Here is a 16,963-nt window from a genome sequence, read left to right on the forward strand (position 1 = left end):
ATTTAGCCAGCCAAACTTTGGCTAAAGAATGTTCCGGTATTCCGGCTTCCCTTCGACAATGCGCGCCTTCCGTGACCGACGGGCGCCACTCGAGCGCCCGCGGTCGCCGCATCGAAGAAGGAGCCCGCATGACCGACCACACCGCCAACCCTCCGCCGCCACCGGCGCCGCCTCCTGCATCGCCGCGCCGCCGTGCATGGCGCATCCTCGCAGGCGCGCTGCTCGGCCTGACGCTCGCATGCGCGGGCATCGGCGCATGGACGATCGACCGCATCTGGACGCAATTGCCGTCCGTCGAACATCTGGCCGCCTACCGTCCCGCGCTGCCGCTGCGGATTTTCTCGCGTGATGGCGAGCTGCTGGCCGAGTACGGCGTCGAGCGCCGCGAGTTCGTGCCGCTCGAGCGCATTCCGCCGCTGATGCGGCACGCGCTGCTCGCGGCTGAGGACGCGAAGTTCTATCAGCACGGCGCGATCGATGTCGGCGGCCTCGCGCGCGCGACGTTCGCGAACCTCGTGACGGGGCAGCCGGGGCAGGGCGGCAGCACGATCACGATGCAGGTCGCGCGCAACTTCTACCTGACGCGCGACAAGGTGCTGAGCCGCAAGCTCGCCGAGATCCTGATGGCGATCAAGCTCGAGCGCGAATACGGCAAGGACAAGCTGCTCGAGCTGTACATGAACCAGATCTATCTCGGCGAGCGCGCGTACGGTTTCGCGGCGGCCGCGAACGTCTATTTCGGCAAGCCGCTCGACGCGCTGAACGCGGGCGAGGCGGCCGTGCTCGCCGGGCTGCCGAAGGCGCCGTCCGCGTTCAACCCGGTCGTCAATCCGGCACGCGCGACCGCGCGGCGCAACTACGTGCTCGGCCGCATGCATGCGCTCGGCGAGCTCGACGATGCGACCTACCGCGCGGCGCTCGCCGCGCCGATCGCGCTCGCGACCACGCCGCCGCCCGGCATCATCGCGGCGCCGTACGTCGCGGAGCGCGCGCGCCGGATGATGGTCGAGCGCTTTCACGACGATGCTTACACGCTCGGCCTCGATGTGACCACGACGATCTCGATGGGCGATCAGCGCGCGGCCGAAGCCGCACTCGCGCGCACGCTGCGCCGCCAGCCCGGCAAGCGCGAGGCGCGCAACGGGCTCGAGGGCGCGCTCGTATCGCTGGATACGGCGACGGGCGACATGCTGGCGCTCGTCGGCGGCGCGGATTTCAACGGCAACGTGTTCGATCACGCATTGCAGGCGTATCGGCAGCCGGGGTCGAGCTTCAAGCCGTTCGTCTATTCGGCGGCGCTGGAGAAGGGCTATTTCCCGGGCGTGCTGGTCGACGATACGCAGCGCACGCTCACGCATGCGGAAACCGGCGCGCGGCCCTGGCGTCCGCGCAATTTCGGCAACCGCTACGAGGGCTTCATCCCGGTGCGGCGCGGGCTCGTGCGCTCGAAGAACCTCGTCGCGGTCAACCTGATGCAGGCCGCCGACGCGCGCTACGTGCAGCAGCACGCGGTGGGCTTCGGTTTCGACGCGCAGCGCAATCCGGCGTCGCTGCCGCTCGCGCTCGGCGCGGGCGCCGTGACGCCGCTCGAACTCGCGAGCGCGTACGGCGTGTTCGCGAACGGCGGGAGGCGGATGGTGCCGCGGCTGATCCTGTCGGTGAAGCAGCGTCACGGCGGCGCGCTGTACGACGCGCCGGCGCCGGACGGCACGCGCGTCGTGTCGGCGCGTAATGCGTTCGTGATGGACAGCATGCTGCGCGACGTCGTGCGGGCCGGCACCGCGCGCGGCGCGCTCGCGCTGCGCCGCGACGACGCGGCCGGCAAGACCGGTACGTCGAACGGCTCGAAGGACGTGTGGTTCGCGGGCTATTCGTCGGGCATCGTCGCGGTCGCGTGGCTCGGCTACGACACCCCGCGGCCGATGGGGCGCGCGACCGGCGCGACGCTCGCGCTGCCGGTCTGGCTCGACTACATGAAGACGGCGGTTGCCGGACGTACGCCGGTCGACGCCACGCCGCCGCAGGACCTCGCGCTCGTCGACGGCGATTTCGTGTACGCCGAATACACGCGCGGCACCTGCACCGCCGACGTGCCGCCGTACATTCGCAGCCGCTTCGCGTGCGGCGGCGCGCCGGCATCCGATGCGCCGGACGCGCACGGCGAGCGCGACGAGCCGATGCCTGCGGCCATCGATGCGGCCGAGCGCGAACGCGTGCTCGACCTGTTCCGTACCGAGGACTGAGGCGCGCGATGCATACGCTTTATCTGATTGCGATCGTTGCGGAAGCGATGTCGGGCGCGCTGATGGGGATGCGCCGCGGGATGGACCGCTTCGGGCTCGCGCTCGTCGGCGCGGTGACCGCGCTCGGCGGCGGCACCGTGCGCGACGTGCTGCTCGGCCACTATCCGCTCGGCTGGATCGCGCATCCCGAGTACCTCGTGATCACGCTCGCCGCGGCGACCGTCGCGTCGTGGGCCGCGCGGCACGTCGCGCGCATGAAGGCGCTGTTCGTCACCGTCGACGCGATCGGCCTCGCGGCGTTCACGATCATCGGCTGCGACATCGGCGCATCGACGGGCACCGCGCCGATCATCGTCGTGCTGGCCGGTGCAATTACCGGCGTGTGCGGCGGGATGCTGCGCGACCTGCTGTGCAACGAGATGCCGCTGATTTTGCGCGAGGAGCTGTATGCGAGCGTCGCGTTCTTCACGGGCACGCTGTATGTCGGGATGCAGTATCTCGGCATCGATGCGGGCTTCGCGACGGTGGTCGCGCTGGCGGCCGGATTCTCGATGCGGATGCTTGCCGTGCGGCTCGGATGGAAGATGCGGACCTTCGGCGCGGCGGACGTCGGGCATTGAGCGCGGCCTTCCCGCTTCGCCGCGCGGGCGTTCATTCCGGCTGCATCACCTGAAAGACATTGCCTTCCGGATCGATGCCGTCGTACATCCGGTACGGATAGCCGTCGTAGCGCTTGAGATCGCGCACGGTCACGTCGTCGCGGGCGAGCCGGTCGCGATGCGCGTCGATATCAGCGTCGATCCGGAAGACGAACTTCACCGTGCTTGAGTCCGCTTTCGCGCTCGCGGGAGCGGCCGCGCGGCGGAACGTCGGGCCGGCCAGATGCAGCGCCAGTTCGACGGCGCCCGCGTCGAGCACGACCCATTCGCAGTCGATTTCCTCGACGACGGGCAACGCGAAATACCGCTGATAGAACGCCTTCAGCAACGCGACGTCGCGGACGTACAGGATGACGCGGGTCATCGGAAGCGGCATGTGAGTCTCCTCGAAGGGGATGAGCGAAGCGCGAATGATGCGATGTGAAACGTATGGCTATCGGCGAGGCGGGACATCGATGCGGCAAGCGCCTGCGCTACGCGGGCACCATCACCGGCGGCGACCCGTCGCCGGTTTCCACCATCTTCACCGCGAATCCGTAGCACTGCGCGATATGGGCGGGTGTCATCACGTCACGCGGTGCGCCATGCGCGACGATCGTTCCGTCGGCGAGCAGTGCGATCGTATCCGCGTGCCGCGCGGCGAGATTTGGATCGTGCACGATCGCGAGCACGCCGAGTTGCCATTCGCGCGTGACCGCGCGCACGGTATCGAGCAGTCGGTGCTGATGCGCGAGGTCGAGTGCGGCAGTCGGCTCGTCGAGCAGCAGGTAGCGCGGGCCGCTGTCCGTCGCGTCGTCGTCCGGCCACAGCTGCGCGAGCACGCGCGCGAACTGCACGCGGGCAAGTTCGCCTCCGGACAAGGTCGTGACGTCGCGACCGACGAGCGCATCGGCGCCCGCGCGTTCGAGCGCCTGCCACGCGATGTCGCGATCACGATGCGACGTTGCGCCGCCGCGCCGCGCATGCGGATAGCGGCCGAGCAACACGATCTCGTTGACGCTGAACGGAAACGCCGGCTGCGCAGCCTGCGGCAGCACCGCGCGCAGGCACGCGAGACGCGGCGCGTCGATGCGCGCAAGCGGTTCGCCGTTCAGCGTGATGTCGCCGGTCACGCGCACGCCGTTCGGCGCGACACTGCCGGTCAGTTCGCCGGCGAAAGTTTTCAGCAGCGTGCTCTTGCCCGCGCCGTTGCGGCCGAGCAGCGCGGTCACGCGGCCGGGTTCGATCGACAGCGACAGGTCGCGCAGAATGACGTTGTGTCGGCTGGCGACGTCGAGGTGGTGGGCAGTCAGCATGGTCGTCGTGAAGAAAGGATTACCCGCCGAGCGCACCGCGGTTCTTCCACAGCAGTACGAGGAAGAACGGCGCGCCGAGCAGCGCAGTCAGCACGCCGAGCGGAATTTCAGCGGGCGCGGCGATCGTGCGTGCGGCAAGATCGGCGGCGAGCGTCAGCAATGCGCCGAGCAGCGCGGCGCCGGGCAGCACGACGCGCTGGTCGGGGCCGCACGCGAGGCGCACGCAATGCGGCGCGACGAGCCCGATGAAGCCGATGATGCCCGCGCACGACACGAGGGCGCCGACCGCGAGCGCGACCGCGACGAGCACGCGCCGTTTCAGCCGCTGCACCGGCACGCCGAGATGCAGCGCCTCGGTTTCGCCGAGCTGTAATGCGTTGAGCGCATCGCGTTCGCGCGCGAGCAGCACGCAGCCGATTGCGACGCACGGCGTGACAGCCGCCAGCGCGGACCATTGCGCGCCGCCGAGGCTGCCGAGGCTCCAGAACGTCAGCGAGCGCAATTGCGCATCGTCGGCGACGAACGTGAGCAGCCCGATCGCCGCGCCGACCAGCGCGTTGATCGCGATGCCCGCGAGCAGCAACAGCGGCAGCGCGAGCCGGCCGCGCGACGCGGCGAGCCGGTAGACGAGCGCCGCGACGGCAAGCGCGCCCGCGAACGCGGCGACGGGCAGCACGGTGGCGCTCGCGTGCGCGGCGAACAGCGCGGGGCCGAGGACGATCGTCGTCGTCGCGCCGAGCGCCGCGCCGCTCGACACGCCGACGAGGCCCGGATCGGCGAGCGGATTGCGGAACAGCGCCTGCATAGCGGCGCCGGCTGCACCGAAGCCGCCGCCGACCAGCAGCGCGAGCACGACGCGCGGCGCGCGGATGTCGAACAGCACCGCGCGCGCCTGCTGCGCGGCTGCATCGCCGGTCAGCGCGGCCCATGCTTCCGCGAGCGGAATGCGATAGGCGCCGACGCACAGCGCGACGACGGACATCGCGCACACGAGACAAGCGAGCGCGGCCAGCGCGAACGGCGCGAAGCGGCGCGACGTGCCGACGCGCGCGGCGCCGGAGCGCGAGGTGGGCGAGGTGGGTGACCGCGCGGGGAAAGGCGAAGCATGAACGGGCATCGGGACGATCCGGAATCAGGCGAGCGCATCCGACAGGCGTCGGTGCAGGGTCGTAACGGCGAGCGGCAGGCGCGGGCCGAAGCCGAGCAGGAACAGCGTATCGAGCGACACGACGCGCTGTGCGCGGCCGGCCGGCGTCGCGCCGAAGCCGGGCGCGGCAAGCAGCGCGGCGCGGCCGCCGACGGCCGTGAGCCCTTCGTCGGAGATCAGCACGATGTCGGGTGCGGCGGCGGCGAGCGCTTCGCTCGTCAGCGGCTTGTAGTGATCGAAGCCCTGCATGGCATTGCGTGCGCCCGCGTAGCGGATCATCGCGTCGGCGGCCGTGCGCTGGCCGGCGGCGAGCGCCTGGTTGCCGGTGTGGTTCAGCACGAACAGCACGCGCGGCGGCTGCGCGCCGCCGGGCACGCGCGCAGAGACTGCATCGCGCGCGGCCTGCCAGTCGCGATCGAAGCGTTGCAGCAGCGTGCTGCCCGCATCGCGCACGCCGAGCGCTTGCGCGACGCCGGTGATCTTCGCGCGTACCGAGTCGACGTCGTGGCGCTCGTCGAACGTTGTCACCGCGACGCCCGCGCTTTTCACCTGCGCGATCGCGGTGGGCGGGCCGGCTTCCGCCGACGCGAGCACGAGATCGGGGCGCAGCGACAGCAGCCCCTCGGCCGACAGCGCGCGCTGATAGCCGACCTTCGGCAGGCGCTTCGCGGCGTCCGGGTACGTGCAGGTCGTGTCGGCGCCGACGAGCTGGTAGCCGCGCGCGTCGGCGCCGCCGAGCGCGAATGCGGTTTCCGCGAGCGCGCCGCCGATCACGACGACGCGCTTCTGCGCGGCCTGCGGCAGCGCGCGGCCGGGCAGCGCGCCCGCGAGCGCGCCGGCAACCGCGCTCGCGAGCACGATGCGACGTCGCGGCAAGAAGGCTCGCGCGCTCACCGCGCGTCCCCGCGCGCCGCCGACGGCAGCGTCGCGACGAGCGTGCGCCAGTCGTCGCGTTCGACCTTGCCGGGCTTGCGCTCGCCGAACAGCAGCGCGACGTGGTCGCCCTGCCGGTCGAACAGCTCGAGCGACGTGACGATGCCGTCGCTCGTCGGCTTCTTCACGACCCAGGCGGCGGCGATCAGCCGCTCGCGCACGTGCAGGTTGAAGCTCGGGTCGAGCACGTTGATCCACGCGCCGACCTCGCGCACGTTCGCGATGGGGCCCGTGTGGATCTGGATCATTCCCGCATTGCCGACGAACACCATGATCGGCTGACCGCTCAGCGCGGCCCGTTCGAGCACGTGACGCAGCGCGCGCTCCGTTTCGACCGGATACGCGTAGTGCGGATCGGCGAGACGCAGCGCCTGCATGCGACTCACACCGAAGCGCTGCGTGATGCCGAAGAACTGGTGCGTGTCGGTCATCGCGTCCCACGCGGCGCGAAAACCCGCGACGTCGATCTCGGTGTCGGCGCGCTCGGGCATTTTCGGCACGGCGGGTACGACGTCGAGCCCCGGCTCCTGCGTCGCCGCGCGCCAGCGTTCGACGAACGCGTCGTACGCCGCGTGATCGCTGTGCGCGCGCAGGTAGACCTTGTGAATCGCGTGACCTTGCGCGTCGAAGAACTGCAGGCTCTTCAGCGGACCGTGCGCGGTCTGGTCGCGCACCGCGAACGCCGACGCCCAGTGACGGTAGAAGATGCGCAGGTCGATGTCGCCGAGCGCGAGTCCGACCGGGCCGTCGTGGCTCATCTGCGCATATTCGCCGTCCTTCTCGTGGACGGCCGTGTCGTTGCGCGTGAGCGCCATCACGCGGCCGAGGCGCGGCATTTCCTCGAACATCGCCGGAAAACGCGCGTCGAGCCGCACCACGTGCTCGCCGACGAACGCGGCGAGCGCCTCGCCTTCGCTGACGCCGAGCGCCTGTGCGACGTCGCGGTTGCGCAGCTGGCGCTCGGTCTTGAGCTTGACGAACGCATCGCGCAATGCGGCGACCGCGCGGGCCGGCGTGGCCGGCTGACCGGGAAGGGCGGAATGCATCATGTCGGACTCCTTCAAGTAACGGTTGGGTAGGAACGCGCGGTGGCGCGCTTCAGAAATCCACCTTCATGCTGACGGCGACGGTGCGCCCGGACGACGTGTACGCGTCGAGCACCTGCGCATCGGACGCGAGGCCGCGCACGTCCGACCAGTTCCAGTACTTGCGGTCGAACAGGTTGCGAATGCCGATGGTGGCGCTCACGTGCTTGTTGAAGCGGTAGCCGCCGCGCAGGTCGACGACGAACGACGACGGCGGCGCGAAGCACGACGTTCTGGCCCCCGGGCACGCATCTGCCGGGATGTCCTTGTCGCGCTTCGCGGCCTGGAACAGCAGGTCGGTCTGCACGAACCAGCGCTCGCCCGGTTCGTAGCGCACACCGAACACGGCCGAGAACGGGGTGACCGTATCGAGCGGCTGACTGGCCGCGCCGTTGTTCTGCGTCGAGCCCTTCGTGAACGCCATCGCCGTCTTCAGCGTGATGCCGTTCGGCATCGCCCATTCGGCGCGGCCTTCGAGGCCGTGGATGCGCGCGTCGGCGAAGTTCACGTACTGGAACACGAACGGGTCGGCCGGCCGGCCGCTGCCCGCGATCGTCGTGCGCGAGATGAAGTTGCGGTAGCGGCCGGTGAACGCGGCCGCGCTGTAGCGCACGACGCCGTAGCCGGTGCCAGCCTTGCCGCGCAGGCCCGCTTCGAACGTGTCGCTGGTTTCGGGCTTCAGGTTCGGGTTGCCGATCGATGTGTAGCCGTACACCGGGTTCGAGAAGCTGCTGTTCACCTGGTCGGGCGTCGGCGCGCGGAAGCCGTGCGCGTACTGCACGTACGGAATGGCCGCGGGTGCGATTTCGTAGAGCACGGTGACGCGCGGCGACAGTTCGTTCGCGCTCGTCGACACGGCCTTGCCGGTGAACAGCGGGTCGTTTTCGGTCGGGCTCAGCCGGTACGTGTCGAAGCGCAGGCCCGGCGTGACGAGCAGGCGGCCGTAGCCGATCCGGTCCTGCACGAACGCGCCGAACAGCGTGTAGTCGGTGTCGGGAAATGCCTTGTTCGGGAATGCTTCGCCGACGCCGGGCACCGTGCCGTCGCGCAGGTTCGTCACGCGCGACAGGCTGCCGTCGACGCCATACAGCAGCTTGTGCGCGAACGGGCCGGTCGCGAAGCCGCTTTCGGCGAACGCGGAGCCGCCGAACGTGCGCTCCTTGTACTGGTTGTCCCGCGAACGCGAAGGCGTCCTGCCACGCGTCTCGAACGCGTACTGGTCCTGCTTCGCGTCCTGGTAGTAGAACTGCACGTGCGCGGTCTGGAACCAGCGGAACGCATCGTCGCGGAAGTCGTAGTCGACGCTGAAGCGGTTGCGTTCGAGCCGGTCGTTCGTCGTGAGGCCGAGCGTGGTCGGCGGGTTGATCGCGGACAGCACGTCGGTGCTCACGCGCCGCTGCACCGTCTCGGCGGTGAACTTGATCGTGTCGCGCGTGGTGGGCGTCAGCGTCAGCTTGCCGAGCAGCGATTCCGAATAGACGTCCTGCGGGTTCGACGTCGTGCGCAGCGTGCTCGCCGAATTGTTGCTGCCGCGCGTGTCGACTTCGTGGCCGCGCCGGCCGTCGGCGATGATCATCCCCTGCACGCGGTCGTTGCCGCCCGCGGCCGACACCGTCGCGCCGATGCTGCGATCGGCCGAGTCGTAGCTCGGCCGGAACGAGAAGTAGGTGGGCTTGCCGTAGATCGACAGCAGGTCGCGCGGATCCTTTGTGATGAAGTTCACCGCGCCGGTCAGCCCGTCGCTGCCGTACAGCGCCGACGCCGGCCCGCGCAGGATCTCGATGCGCTTGAGCGTGTCGAGATCCGCGTAGTCGCCGCGCCCGGCTTCGAGCGGCCCGAACGAGAACGCGTTCGGCAGGCGGATGCCGTCTTCCATCAGCAGCACGCGATTGCCTTCGAGGCCGCGGATGTTGATGCTGGAATCGCCGTCGCGGCCGCCGCCGAGCGCGGCGCTGCCGGGGCGATACGCGGTGCGACGCACCGTGACGCCCGGCTCGTAGCGCAGCGCGTCCTTGATGTTGGTGGCCTGCTGTTCCTCGAGATCGTCGTCGGTGATTACCGACACGGACGCGGCCGTGCGGCTTTCGGCGGTGGCGGTACGGGTGGCCGTGACGGTGACGGGGTCGAGCAGCGCCGCATCGCCGCGCGTGGATGCGGCGACGCGGGCGACAGGTGGCGGGTTGGCACCTTGCGGCGACGAATCGGCGGAAGTGGCGGAAGTGGCGGAAGTGGCGTAAGCGGGGGCGGCGGACAGGCCGAACACGCCGAACAGCGCGGCACAAATCGGCCGCCGCGCCAGCGGATAGCAATGCACAGGTGGTCTCCCATTGACGATAACGAGCCCGAAGGCTGGCTGGGTGACGCGTTCACCTGGCTGGCCCGTTCGTGCGCGACAGGCGGCGAACGGCGAATTGAACGAAAACTGATGATTCTGGCAGTGTAAATGAGAATCATTATCAATACAAGAACGGAAAACGGCGAGTGCGGACACGCGCCGTCGGCGCGGGTCGGGCGAGCCGCGCGGGGATAAATTCGGGAAAGACGGGCCGGCTCTAGGCCAGCGCTTCGATGCGAATCAGCAGGTTGCGCGCATGCGCAATGAACGCATCGTGCGTCGCGCGATCGCCGTGGCCTTCGAAGCCGGTTTGTTCGGCGAACGCGAGCTGTTCGGCGTAGAGGTCGACGAGTGCGCGGCGTGTGTCGGGCGGCAGCGTGCGAATCATCGAGACGAGCAGCAACTCCTGCGCGCGCAGCATGCCGGACAGCGATTGGGGGTTCATGCCCACCTCCTCGAACGATGCGGCGGCGTGCCGCTCATTTCATAGTAGGTGGTGGGCGCGCGCAGCGGAAATCAGCCGGCGGCCGTCGCAGCGCGTGCATCGCGCACGATCTGCGCGACGCGCTCGACGAACTCGGGGTCGACGCTCGACAGCGCTTCGCGCTTGCCGTCGGGCATCTCGACCATCAACCGGTACGTGATGTCCTGCGTGGTCCAGGCGAGATAGCCGACGACGGCGAGCATCACGCCGACGACCAGCGCGCCGCTCGATCCGCCGATGCCGCCGGCGATGGCGGCGGCCACGCCGATCAGCGAGATCAGCCACGGCACGAGGCGATTCTTCGGGATCTTGACGACGTCGACGTTGCGGATGTCACGCAGCGGAAAGACTTGCCCGGCGGCCGACAGGCCGTTGCGCGTGATCGTCACGCCGCGTTCGTTGAATGCGTTTTCCATCGTGTGTTGCGTGGACGAAAACGCGCAGCGTAGCAGACTTCGTTGCCGCGTCAAACGAGACCGAGTGCCGCACGATGCGTGCGGGCCGGTTGCGACGCGGGCAGCGACGCGCGTAGAGAGGGAATCAGAACTGCAGGCGGCCGTCGCCGTACAGGCGGCCCGGCACGTGCGACGCGACGACCTCGGCGATCTCTTCGTCGGTCGATTCGGCCGGCACGATCTGGCGCCGCGCGGGCGCGTCGAGATGCATCGTCCATTCGACGAGCCGGTACGGGCGGCCCCACGGGCGCTGCATTTCCACCGACACGCGGCAGCTCTGAACCGGTAGCGAATGCTGGCGCGTCAGAATCGCGTGCAGATGGCAGTAAACGGTATCTTCGATCATCTTGGCCTCCGATCCTGTCTTGTGGGCAGTTGATGGCGGTGCCGTAGCGGTTCTCAAAAAAAAAGCCGCCGATGCTCAGGCGGCCAACAGGGGGGGTGGAAGCATCCTCTCAGCCCAGAATTAAGCGAAACTTAAAAGCCCATAAAAAAGCGCCCCGCTTGGAGCGGGGCGCTTCTTGCCGTGGTGATCCGCGAGTTAAGCGGATGCTTTAGAACTTGTGACGGATACCGACGCGAGCGGCCAGCTGGTTCGACGCACCCGTGCCCGACGTGTTGAAGTAGCTCGTGCTCGAGCCGATCTGCGCTTGCACGTTGTTGCCCGACGCCTTCTGGTAGACGACCAGGCCGTACACGTCCGTACGCTTGCTGAGCGCGTAGTCCAGCCCCAGGTTGCCCTGGTTCCAGTGTGCCGAGCCGCCGTTTTGCGTGGCGTTCGTGTACGTATAGCCCGCTGCTGCCGACAGGGCCGGCGTGAACGCGTACTTCAGGCCAGCTTCGTATGCGTTGTAGAACGTGCCCGATGCGCCGGCCGCGACCGGGGTGAACTGCGTGCGCGTCCACAGGGCCCATGCCGTTGCCGGGCCGAAGATGTAGCGGCCGCCGACGCCGTACGTGCGCAGGTCGCGGATGTTACCCGTGCTGATGTTCGCGATCGTCGTCGAGAATGCCGGCGACGACTGGCTCGGGAAGCGGATGTCCGTGTAGGCCGCGCCGAGTGCGAACGGGCCGTTCGCGTAGTTCACGCCGAAGCTGTATGCACGCGACGAGCCGCCCGTGTTCGTGGTGCCCGTGCCCGCGGTGCCAGCGAAGTCGGTCGAGTTCGAGAAGCCGTACAACGCGCCGAACGTGAAGCCGGCGTAGTTCGCGCTCTGGAACTTCACTGCGTTGTTGATGCGGCTCGACGTGAGCTGGTCGACGTCGTTCACGTGGTACGCGTAGTTGCCCGCGACCGTGTTGCCGCCCGTCGAGTAGTTCGAACCGAGGATGTCGGTCGAGAACGAGTACTGACGACCCAGCGTCACCGTGCCGAATTGCGACTGGCTCAGGCCGACGTAAGCCTGGCGGCCGAAGATCGCGCCACCCTGGCCGATCGAGCCGTTGCCGCTGTTGAAGCCGTTTTCGAGCACGAAGATCGCCTTCAGGCCGCCACCGAGATCTTCGGTGCCACGCAGGCCCCAACGGCTGCCCTGGGCCACGCCGTCGTCGTACTTGAACAGCTTGCCGCTGCCGCCGTTTGCGGTCTTGCTGTGGTTCACATAGCTGATACCGGCGTCGATCACGCCGTACAGGGTCACGCTGCTTTGCGCGTGTGCCGTGCCGGCCGTTGCTGCGAGGATGGCGATGGTCAACAGTTTCTTGTTCAAAGGATTCTCCGAGCGAATGAATGGCGTGTCCAGTTGCGGTTCCGGCGCTCTCTGCGGGCGCTTTCACGGACCGGCGGCAACTTTATCGGCGGGCCACGTAATGAATATGACAGCGACTGTCATATGACCAATGTGTGGTGCCGATGCGACACTGGATTCTGCCCGGTTGTACAGCAGGGAGTTATACCGATTCCGCCTGAGATTCCCTCGGGATCCGGAATATGCACATGAAATAAGCTTGGTTGGTGCTGTTCCGGCCCCGTGCCACGATGCGCGCTTCAACAACCACACGGGACAAGAGGACACCATGCGACGTTCGATCCTGACCAGCCTCGGCGCGCTTGCCGCCGCGCTGGCCTTTGCCGCGCCCGGCGCGCACGCCGACCCGCAGACGCTGAAGATCGGCACGATGAGCGGCCCCGACGCGCAGATCTGGACCGAGGTGACGAAAGTCGCCGCACGCGAAGGCCTCGCGATCAAGGTCATCGAATTCAACGATTACGTGCAGCCGAACGCGGCGCTCGACGCGGGCGACCTCGATGCGAACGGCTTTCAGCACCAGCCGTTTCTCGACAGCCAGATCAAGCAGCGCGGCTACCGGATCGTCAATGTCGGGCTGACCTACACGGCGCCGATGGGCTTCTATTCGAAGAAGCTCAAGTCGCTGAAGGACTTGCCGGTCGGCGCGAAGGTCGGGATCCAGAACGATCCGTCGAACGGCAACCGCGCGCTGCTGCTGCTGCAGAAATACGGGGTGATCAAGCTGAAGGCGGGCGCCGGCACGAACGGCGTGAACGCGACGCCGCTCGACGTCGCGGAGAATCCGAAGAAGATCAGGATCGTCGAGCTCGACGCCGCGCAACTGCCGCGCGCGCTGCCCGACCTCGACGTCGCGTCGATCAACACCGACTACGCGGTGAAGGCCGGGCTCACGCCGGCGAAGGATGCGATCGCGATCGAGGATCTGCGCGGGCCGTACGCGAACCTGATCGCGGTGCGCGCGCAGGACAAGGACAAGCCGTGGGTGAAGAAGCTCGTCGCGGCCTATGAGTCGGACGACGTGCGCAAGTTCATCGACCAGAAGTTCGGCGGCGCGATCGTACCGGCGTTCTGAACGCCGACGCGAGCAAGCCGCGGCCCGGCTGCTGCGCCGGGCCTCCCGCCAGGCCTCCCGCCAGGCCTCCCGCCGGGCCGAAAAGCACATCGCCCGCGTAAGCGGGCGATGTCGTTGGCGCGCGCCGCGAGGCGGCGCGCGGGCTCGCGGCCCAGGCCGCTCAGGCCGACAGCAGCGACCCGGTGCGGATCGGCGTCGCGCCGGCGATGCGCGCGACTTCCATCCCGGCCGTCGCGAAGCGCACGATCTGGCGCGCGTACAGCACGCCCGACACGCTGCTCTTCAGCGTGATCACGCGATCGGTCAGCGGATCGACGATGTCGGCCACTTCCTGGCCGGCCTCGATCCACGCGCCGACCGGCGTGCGGAATACGATCACGCCCGATACCGGCGCGACGAGCGGATCGGTGCCCGCGAGCGGCGTGGCCGGATGCGAGAGCGGTGGCAGCGGCGCGGGCGTGCCGTCGATGACGCCGCGTTCCGTCAGGTATTCGACGATCCCCTGCGCGTCCTTCTCGGCGAACTCGTACGACACGTCGCGCTCGCTGCGCAGTTCGACCGTGACGGAAATCGCGCCGTTCGGGATCGGGAAGCGATCGCCGAAGCGGTTGCGCAGATCCGACCAGCAGAAGCTGTGGATCTCGTCGAACGGATTGCCGACCGAATTCAGTGCGAGCAGCGACGCCTGCGCATCCAGATAGCGCGCCAGCGGCTCGACGTCTTCCCACAGATCGGGGTTCGTGTAGAGGTGCAGCACCGCGTCGCTGTCGCAATGCAGGTCGAGCACGATGTCGGCGTCGAACGACAGCTTCTGCAGCGCGAGGCGCTGCGAGTCCAGCTCGGTGCGCGGCTTCTGCTCGTCGAGCGCCTCGCGCATCGCGGCGCGTACCGCGGCGAGGTTGCGCTGCGCGTCGTTCGTCAGGCGGCCTTCGATGCGCGGCAGCACGAGCGCCGCGAGATCGTAGAAATTGCGGTTGAAGTTCTGCATCGAGCCGAGCTCGAAGCGGCCGAGGTGATCGCCGAACACGTGCTGCGACAGGCCGATCGGGTTCGGCACCGGGACGATGACCACTTCGCCGCGCAGCTTGCCGGCCGTCTCGAGCGCGGCGATCTTGCGGCGCAGCAGCGCGGCGACCAGCATGCCGGGCAGTTCGTCCGCGTGCAGCGACGACTGGATGTAGACCTTCTTGCCGCCGCGCGGGCCGTAGTGGAAGCTCGTGATCTGGCGCTCGGTGCCGACGGCGGGGGAAATCAGCGGATGGGTCTGCGTTTGCATGATGAGGGGAGGGCGGCGCAGCCGCGAGTGATCCGTATGCGTGGAAGATCGATTGTACGTTGCCTTCCGCGAACCTATCAAACCACGCGCCCGGCGCGTCGTTTCCCTTTGCGAATCAGCGGGTTGGCGCGTAAAAAAATAACGGTCCGGCGGCCCTGCGCGCCCGCATTGTCCGCAGCGTTTGATCGCACGCGCGCAAAAAAAACGGGCCCCTTGCGGAGCCCGTCTGCGCGGATGAGAAGCGCGCTTTTACGCGGTATTACTTGCCGTACACGTCGAAATCGAAGTACTTCTTCGCGATCTTCTGGTACGTGCCGTCCTTGCGCATGCCGGTGATCGCGCCGTCGATCTTCGCCTTCAGGTCGGTGTCTTCCTTGCGCAGGCCGATACCCGCGCCGTTGCCGAGCGTCTTCGGATCGTCGATGTCCTTGCCGGCGAAATCGAAGTTCGCGCCGCGCGGCGTCTTCAGGAAGCCGATCTCGGCCTGCACCGCGTCCTGCAGCGCGCCGTCCAGACGGCCCGCGATCAGGTCGGCGTAGACCTGGTCCTGGTTCTGGTAAGGCACGACGTTCACGCCCTTCGCGGCCCAGTACGTCTTCGCATAGGTTTCCTGGATCGTGCCCTGCTCGACGCCGACCGACTTGCCCTTCAGCGATTCGGCGGTCGGCATCAGGCCCGAGCCCTTCTTCGTGACGAGGCGCGTCGGCGTGTTGAACAGCTTCTCGGAGAACGCGATCTGTTCCTGGCGCGCCGGCGTCATCGACATCGACGACAGGACGCCGTCGAACTTGCGTGCCTTCAGTGCCGGGATCATCCCGTCGAAGTCGTTTTCGATCCACACGCACTTCGCGTTCATGCGGCGGCAGATCTCGTTGCCGAGATCGACGTCGAAACCGACCACCTTGCCGCTCGCGTCTTTCGATTCGAAAGGCGGGTAGCTTGCGTCGACGCCGAAGCGCACGGTCGTCCAGTCCTTCGCGTATGCAGTGCCGGCCGAAACGGCGAGCACGGCCACGGTCACAGCCGCAAGAATCTTTTTCACTCGGTCACTCCTCGTTTTGTTCGATGGGTGCGCGGTTGTGCCGCGCAGTAAGCCTTCGGTCCGGCGCGGTTTCGCATCGGACTGTCCGTTTCGCCTGCCCGATGCGGGCGCGCGACGTGCGCAAGATTATCAAGACAAAATACCCGGAGGGCGCCTAGGACAAGCCCCGATACCGGACCCGACGCCCGCGCATGCGGCGCGCGACCGTTTCAGACCAAGGAACGGTTCAACCGAGCGTTTCGTTGACCGCGCGCTGCAGGCAACTGACGAATTCCGAGACGGCGGGCGTCGGCAGCAGGTCGCGGCGCGCGATGATCGACAGGTCGAAGCGCGGCATGCTTTCGTCGAGTTCGGCCGTGCGGATGCCGAGCGGCGCCACCATTGCGGCCAGCGGGCGCGTGAAACAGCCGATCACGTCGGAGCGCGCGACCAGCCCGAGCGTCACCGCGAACGACATCGGCGAGCGCAGCAGGCGCTTCGGCAGCGGCAGCCCGCGCGCGTCGAACATCGCGCTCATCACGCTGTGCGGGAACTGCTCGGCGCCGACCGTGACGATCCACTCGGCGTCGAGCAATTCCTCTAACCGGCGCGCGTGCGCGAGCGGGTGGCCTTCGCGCATCACGACGGTGAATTCGGTCGACAGCAGCGGCACCTGCGTGAAATCGCGGTCGAGCGCGGGCACATGGTGCATCGCAGCGATGTCGAGCGTGCCGTTGCGCAGCTGCGCGAGCGCGTCGGGCACCGTCACTTCCTCGAGATGCAGGCTGACGTTCGGCATCGACTGGCGGAATGCGGTGACCGCGTGCGGCAGCGCGGTCAGTGCGATCGACGGCATCGTGCCGACCGCGACGCGCCCGGACATTTCCCCTTTCACCTGCTCGACGGCCTCGACGGTGCGGCGCATGTCGCCGAGCAACTGCTCGGCACGCGGCAGCAGCGCTTGGCCGCACGCGGTCAGCTCGACGCCGCGCACGCTGCGCACGAGCAGTTCCGCGTTCAGCGCCGTTTCGAGTTCGCGGATCGTATGCGTGATCGCGGGCTGCGTGACGCCGAGCTCGCGCGCGGCGGCGCGCAGGCTCTTGTGATGCGCGGCGGAGACGAACGCGTGGAGCTGCGCGGTGTTCAGGTGGTTGCGGATGCGGGTCATCGAGCGGGTCCGGTTGGCGCGAAAGGGGGCGGCGTCAGG

At 68.2% G+C, this 16,963-nt stretch carries 16 protein-coding genes; 3 read left to right on the forward strand and 13 right to left on the reverse strand.

Annotation, left to right across the window (positions count from 1 at the left end):
- Positions 1-128 precede the first annotated feature (128 nt).
- Entirely contained in the window at positions 129-2,243 is a 2,115-nt protein-coding gene (locus ACVK00_RS06400; protein ID WP_284893605.1) for a penicillin-binding protein 1A, read from the forward strand.
- Between the two features lie 8 nt (positions 2,244-2,251).
- A complete protein-coding gene (locus tag ACVK00_RS06405; protein ID WP_284893608.1) occupies positions 2,252-2,863 on the forward strand; it encodes a trimeric intracellular cation channel family protein in 612 nt (203 codons plus the stop codon).
- 31 nt (positions 2,864-2,894) lie between these two features.
- On the opposite strand, the gene ACVK00_RS06410 is transcribed toward ACVK00_RS06405, so the two are convergent.
- The 10 genes from ACVK00_RS06410 to ACVK00_RS06455 all read right to left on the reverse strand — a co-directional run bounded on the left by ACVK00_RS06410 (position 2,895) and on the right by ACVK00_RS06455 (position 12,345).
- The gene (locus ACVK00_RS06410) at positions 2,895-3,278 is read right to left on the reverse strand and encodes a VOC family protein (RefSeq protein WP_284893611.1); all 384 of its coding nucleotides are present in this window, start codon (positions 3,276-3,278) and stop codon (positions 2,895-2,897) included.
- 97 nt (positions 3,279-3,375) lie between these two features.
- Complete coding sequence (locus ACVK00_RS06415) at positions 3,376-4,197, reverse strand: heme ABC transporter ATP-binding protein (protein ID WP_284893614.1); 822 nt, start codon at positions 4,195-4,197, stop codon at positions 3,376-3,378.
- A gap of 19 nt (positions 4,198-4,216) precedes the next feature.
- The gene (locus ACVK00_RS06420) at positions 4,217-5,314 is read right to left on the reverse strand and encodes a FecCD family ABC transporter permease (protein WP_284893617.1); all 1,098 of its coding nucleotides are present in this window, start codon (positions 5,312-5,314) and stop codon (positions 4,217-4,219) included.
- A 15-nt stretch (positions 5,315-5,329) separates the two neighbouring features.
- Positions 5,330-6,238 carry a heme/hemin ABC transporter substrate-binding protein gene (locus ACVK00_RS06425; protein WP_284893619.1) on the reverse strand — a complete coding sequence of 303 codons (909 nt, stop codon included), beginning with the start codon at positions 6,236-6,238 and terminating at the stop codon, positions 5,330-5,332.
- Positions 6,235-7,326 carry a hemin-degrading factor gene (locus ACVK00_RS06430; RefSeq protein ID WP_284893622.1) on the reverse strand — a complete coding sequence of 364 codons (1,092 nt, stop codon included), beginning with the start codon at positions 7,324-7,326 and terminating at the stop codon, positions 6,235-6,237. The genes ACVK00_RS06425 and ACVK00_RS06430 overlap by 4 nt, the downstream gene beginning before the upstream one ends.
- A 49-nt stretch (positions 7,327-7,375) precedes the next feature.
- Positions 7,376-9,676 carry a TonB-dependent hemoglobin/transferrin/lactoferrin family receptor gene (locus ACVK00_RS06435; RefSeq protein ID WP_284893625.1) on the reverse strand — a complete coding sequence of 767 codons (2,301 nt, stop codon included), beginning with the start codon at positions 9,674-9,676 and terminating at the stop codon, positions 7,376-7,378.
- A gap of 238 nt (positions 9,677-9,914) precedes the next feature.
- The gene (locus ACVK00_RS06440) at positions 9,915-10,142 is read right to left on the reverse strand and encodes a hypothetical protein (protein WP_006754285.1); all 228 of its coding nucleotides are present in this window, start codon (positions 10,140-10,142) and stop codon (positions 9,915-9,917) included.
- A 71-nt stretch (positions 10,143-10,213) separates the two neighbouring features.
- Positions 10,214-10,597, reverse strand: a complete 384-nt coding sequence (locus ACVK00_RS06445; RefSeq protein ID WP_228908526.1) for a DUF6232 family protein — start codon at positions 10,595-10,597, stop codon at positions 10,214-10,216.
- A 124-nt stretch (positions 10,598-10,721) separates the two neighbouring features.
- Positions 10,722-10,982 (reverse strand): DUF2866 domain-containing protein, encoded by a 261-nt coding sequence (locus ACVK00_RS06450; protein WP_228908525.1) that lies wholly within the window; start codon positions 10,980-10,982, stop codon positions 10,722-10,724.
- A gap of 208 nt (positions 10,983-11,190) precedes the next feature.
- Positions 11,191-12,345 carry a porin gene (locus ACVK00_RS06455; RefSeq protein ID WP_228908524.1) on the reverse strand — a complete coding sequence of 385 codons (1,155 nt, stop codon included), beginning with the start codon at positions 12,343-12,345 and terminating at the stop codon, positions 11,191-11,193.
- Between the two features lie 307 nt (positions 12,346-12,652).
- On the opposite strand from ACVK00_RS06455, the gene ACVK00_RS06460 reads away from it, so the two are divergent.
- Positions 12,653-13,459, forward strand: coding sequence for a MetQ/NlpA family ABC transporter substrate-binding protein (locus ACVK00_RS06460; protein WP_284893632.1), 807 nt, complete (start codon positions 12,653-12,655; stop codon positions 13,457-13,459).
- A gap of 160 nt (positions 13,460-13,619) precedes the next feature.
- Here ACVK00_RS06460 and ACVK00_RS06465 read toward each other — a convergent pair whose 3' ends face one another.
- The 3 genes from ACVK00_RS06465 to ACVK00_RS06475 form a co-directional block, all read right to left on the reverse strand.
- Positions 13,620-14,735, reverse strand: coding sequence for a succinylglutamate desuccinylase/aspartoacylase family protein (locus ACVK00_RS06465; protein ID WP_006754280.1), 1,116 nt, complete (start codon positions 14,733-14,735; stop codon positions 13,620-13,622).
- Between the two features lie 259 nt (positions 14,736-14,994).
- Complete coding sequence (locus tag ACVK00_RS06470) at positions 14,995-15,777, reverse strand: ABC transporter substrate-binding protein (RefSeq protein ID WP_228908522.1); 783 nt, start codon at positions 15,775-15,777, stop codon at positions 14,995-14,997.
- A 226-nt stretch (positions 15,778-16,003) separates the two neighbouring features.
- Positions 16,004-16,924 carry a LysR family transcriptional regulator gene (locus tag ACVK00_RS06475; protein WP_228908521.1) on the reverse strand — a complete coding sequence of 307 codons (921 nt, stop codon included), beginning with the start codon at positions 16,922-16,924 and terminating at the stop codon, positions 16,004-16,006.
- Between the last annotated feature and the right edge of the window lie 39 nt (positions 16,925-16,963).

Source organism: Burkholderia sp. PvR073, assembly GCF_054055695.1.

Bases quoted from the DNA above. Each gene is read 5' to 3' on its own strand.
- ACVK00_RS06400 (WP_284893605.1), top strand. From the start codon at position 129: ATGACCGACCACACCGCCAACCCTCCGCCGCCACCGGCGCCGCCTCCT.
- ACVK00_RS06405 (WP_284893608.1), top strand. From the start codon at position 2,252: ATGCATACGCTTTATCTGATTGCGATCGTTGCGGAAGCGATGTCGGGC.
- ACVK00_RS06410 (WP_284893611.1), bottom strand. From the start codon at position 3,278: ATGCCGCTTCCGATGACCCGCGTCATCCTGTACGTCCGCGACGTCGCG.
- ACVK00_RS06415 (WP_284893614.1), bottom strand. From the start codon at position 4,197: ATGCTGACTGCCCACCACCTCGACGTCGCCAGCCGACACAACGTCATT.
- ACVK00_RS06420 (WP_284893617.1), bottom strand. From the start codon at position 5,314: ATGCCCGTTCATGCTTCGCCTTTCCCCGCGCGGTCACCCACCTCGCCC.
- ACVK00_RS06430 (WP_284893622.1), bottom strand. From the start codon at position 7,326: ATGATGCATTCCGCCCTTCCCGGTCAGCCGGCCACGCCGGCCCGCGCG.
- ACVK00_RS06440 (WP_006754285.1), bottom strand. From the start codon at position 10,142: ATGAACCCCCAATCGCTGTCCGGCATGCTGCGCGCGCAGGAGTTGCTG.
- ACVK00_RS06445 (WP_228908526.1), bottom strand. From the start codon at position 10,597: ATGGAAAACGCATTCAACGAACGCGGCGTGACGATCACGCGCAACGGC.
- ACVK00_RS06450 (WP_228908525.1), bottom strand. From the start codon at position 10,982: ATGATCGAAGATACCGTTTACTGCCATCTGCACGCGATTCTGACGCGC.
- ACVK00_RS06460 (WP_284893632.1), top strand. From the start codon at position 12,653: ATGCGACGTTCGATCCTGACCAGCCTCGGCGCGCTTGCCGCCGCGCTG.
- ACVK00_RS06465 (WP_006754280.1), bottom strand. From the start codon at position 14,735: ATGCAAACGCAGACCCATCCGCTGATTTCCCCCGCCGTCGGCACCGAG.
- ACVK00_RS06475 (WP_228908521.1), bottom strand. From the start codon at position 16,924: ATGACCCGCATCCGCAACCACCTGAACACCGCGCAGCTCCACGCGTTC.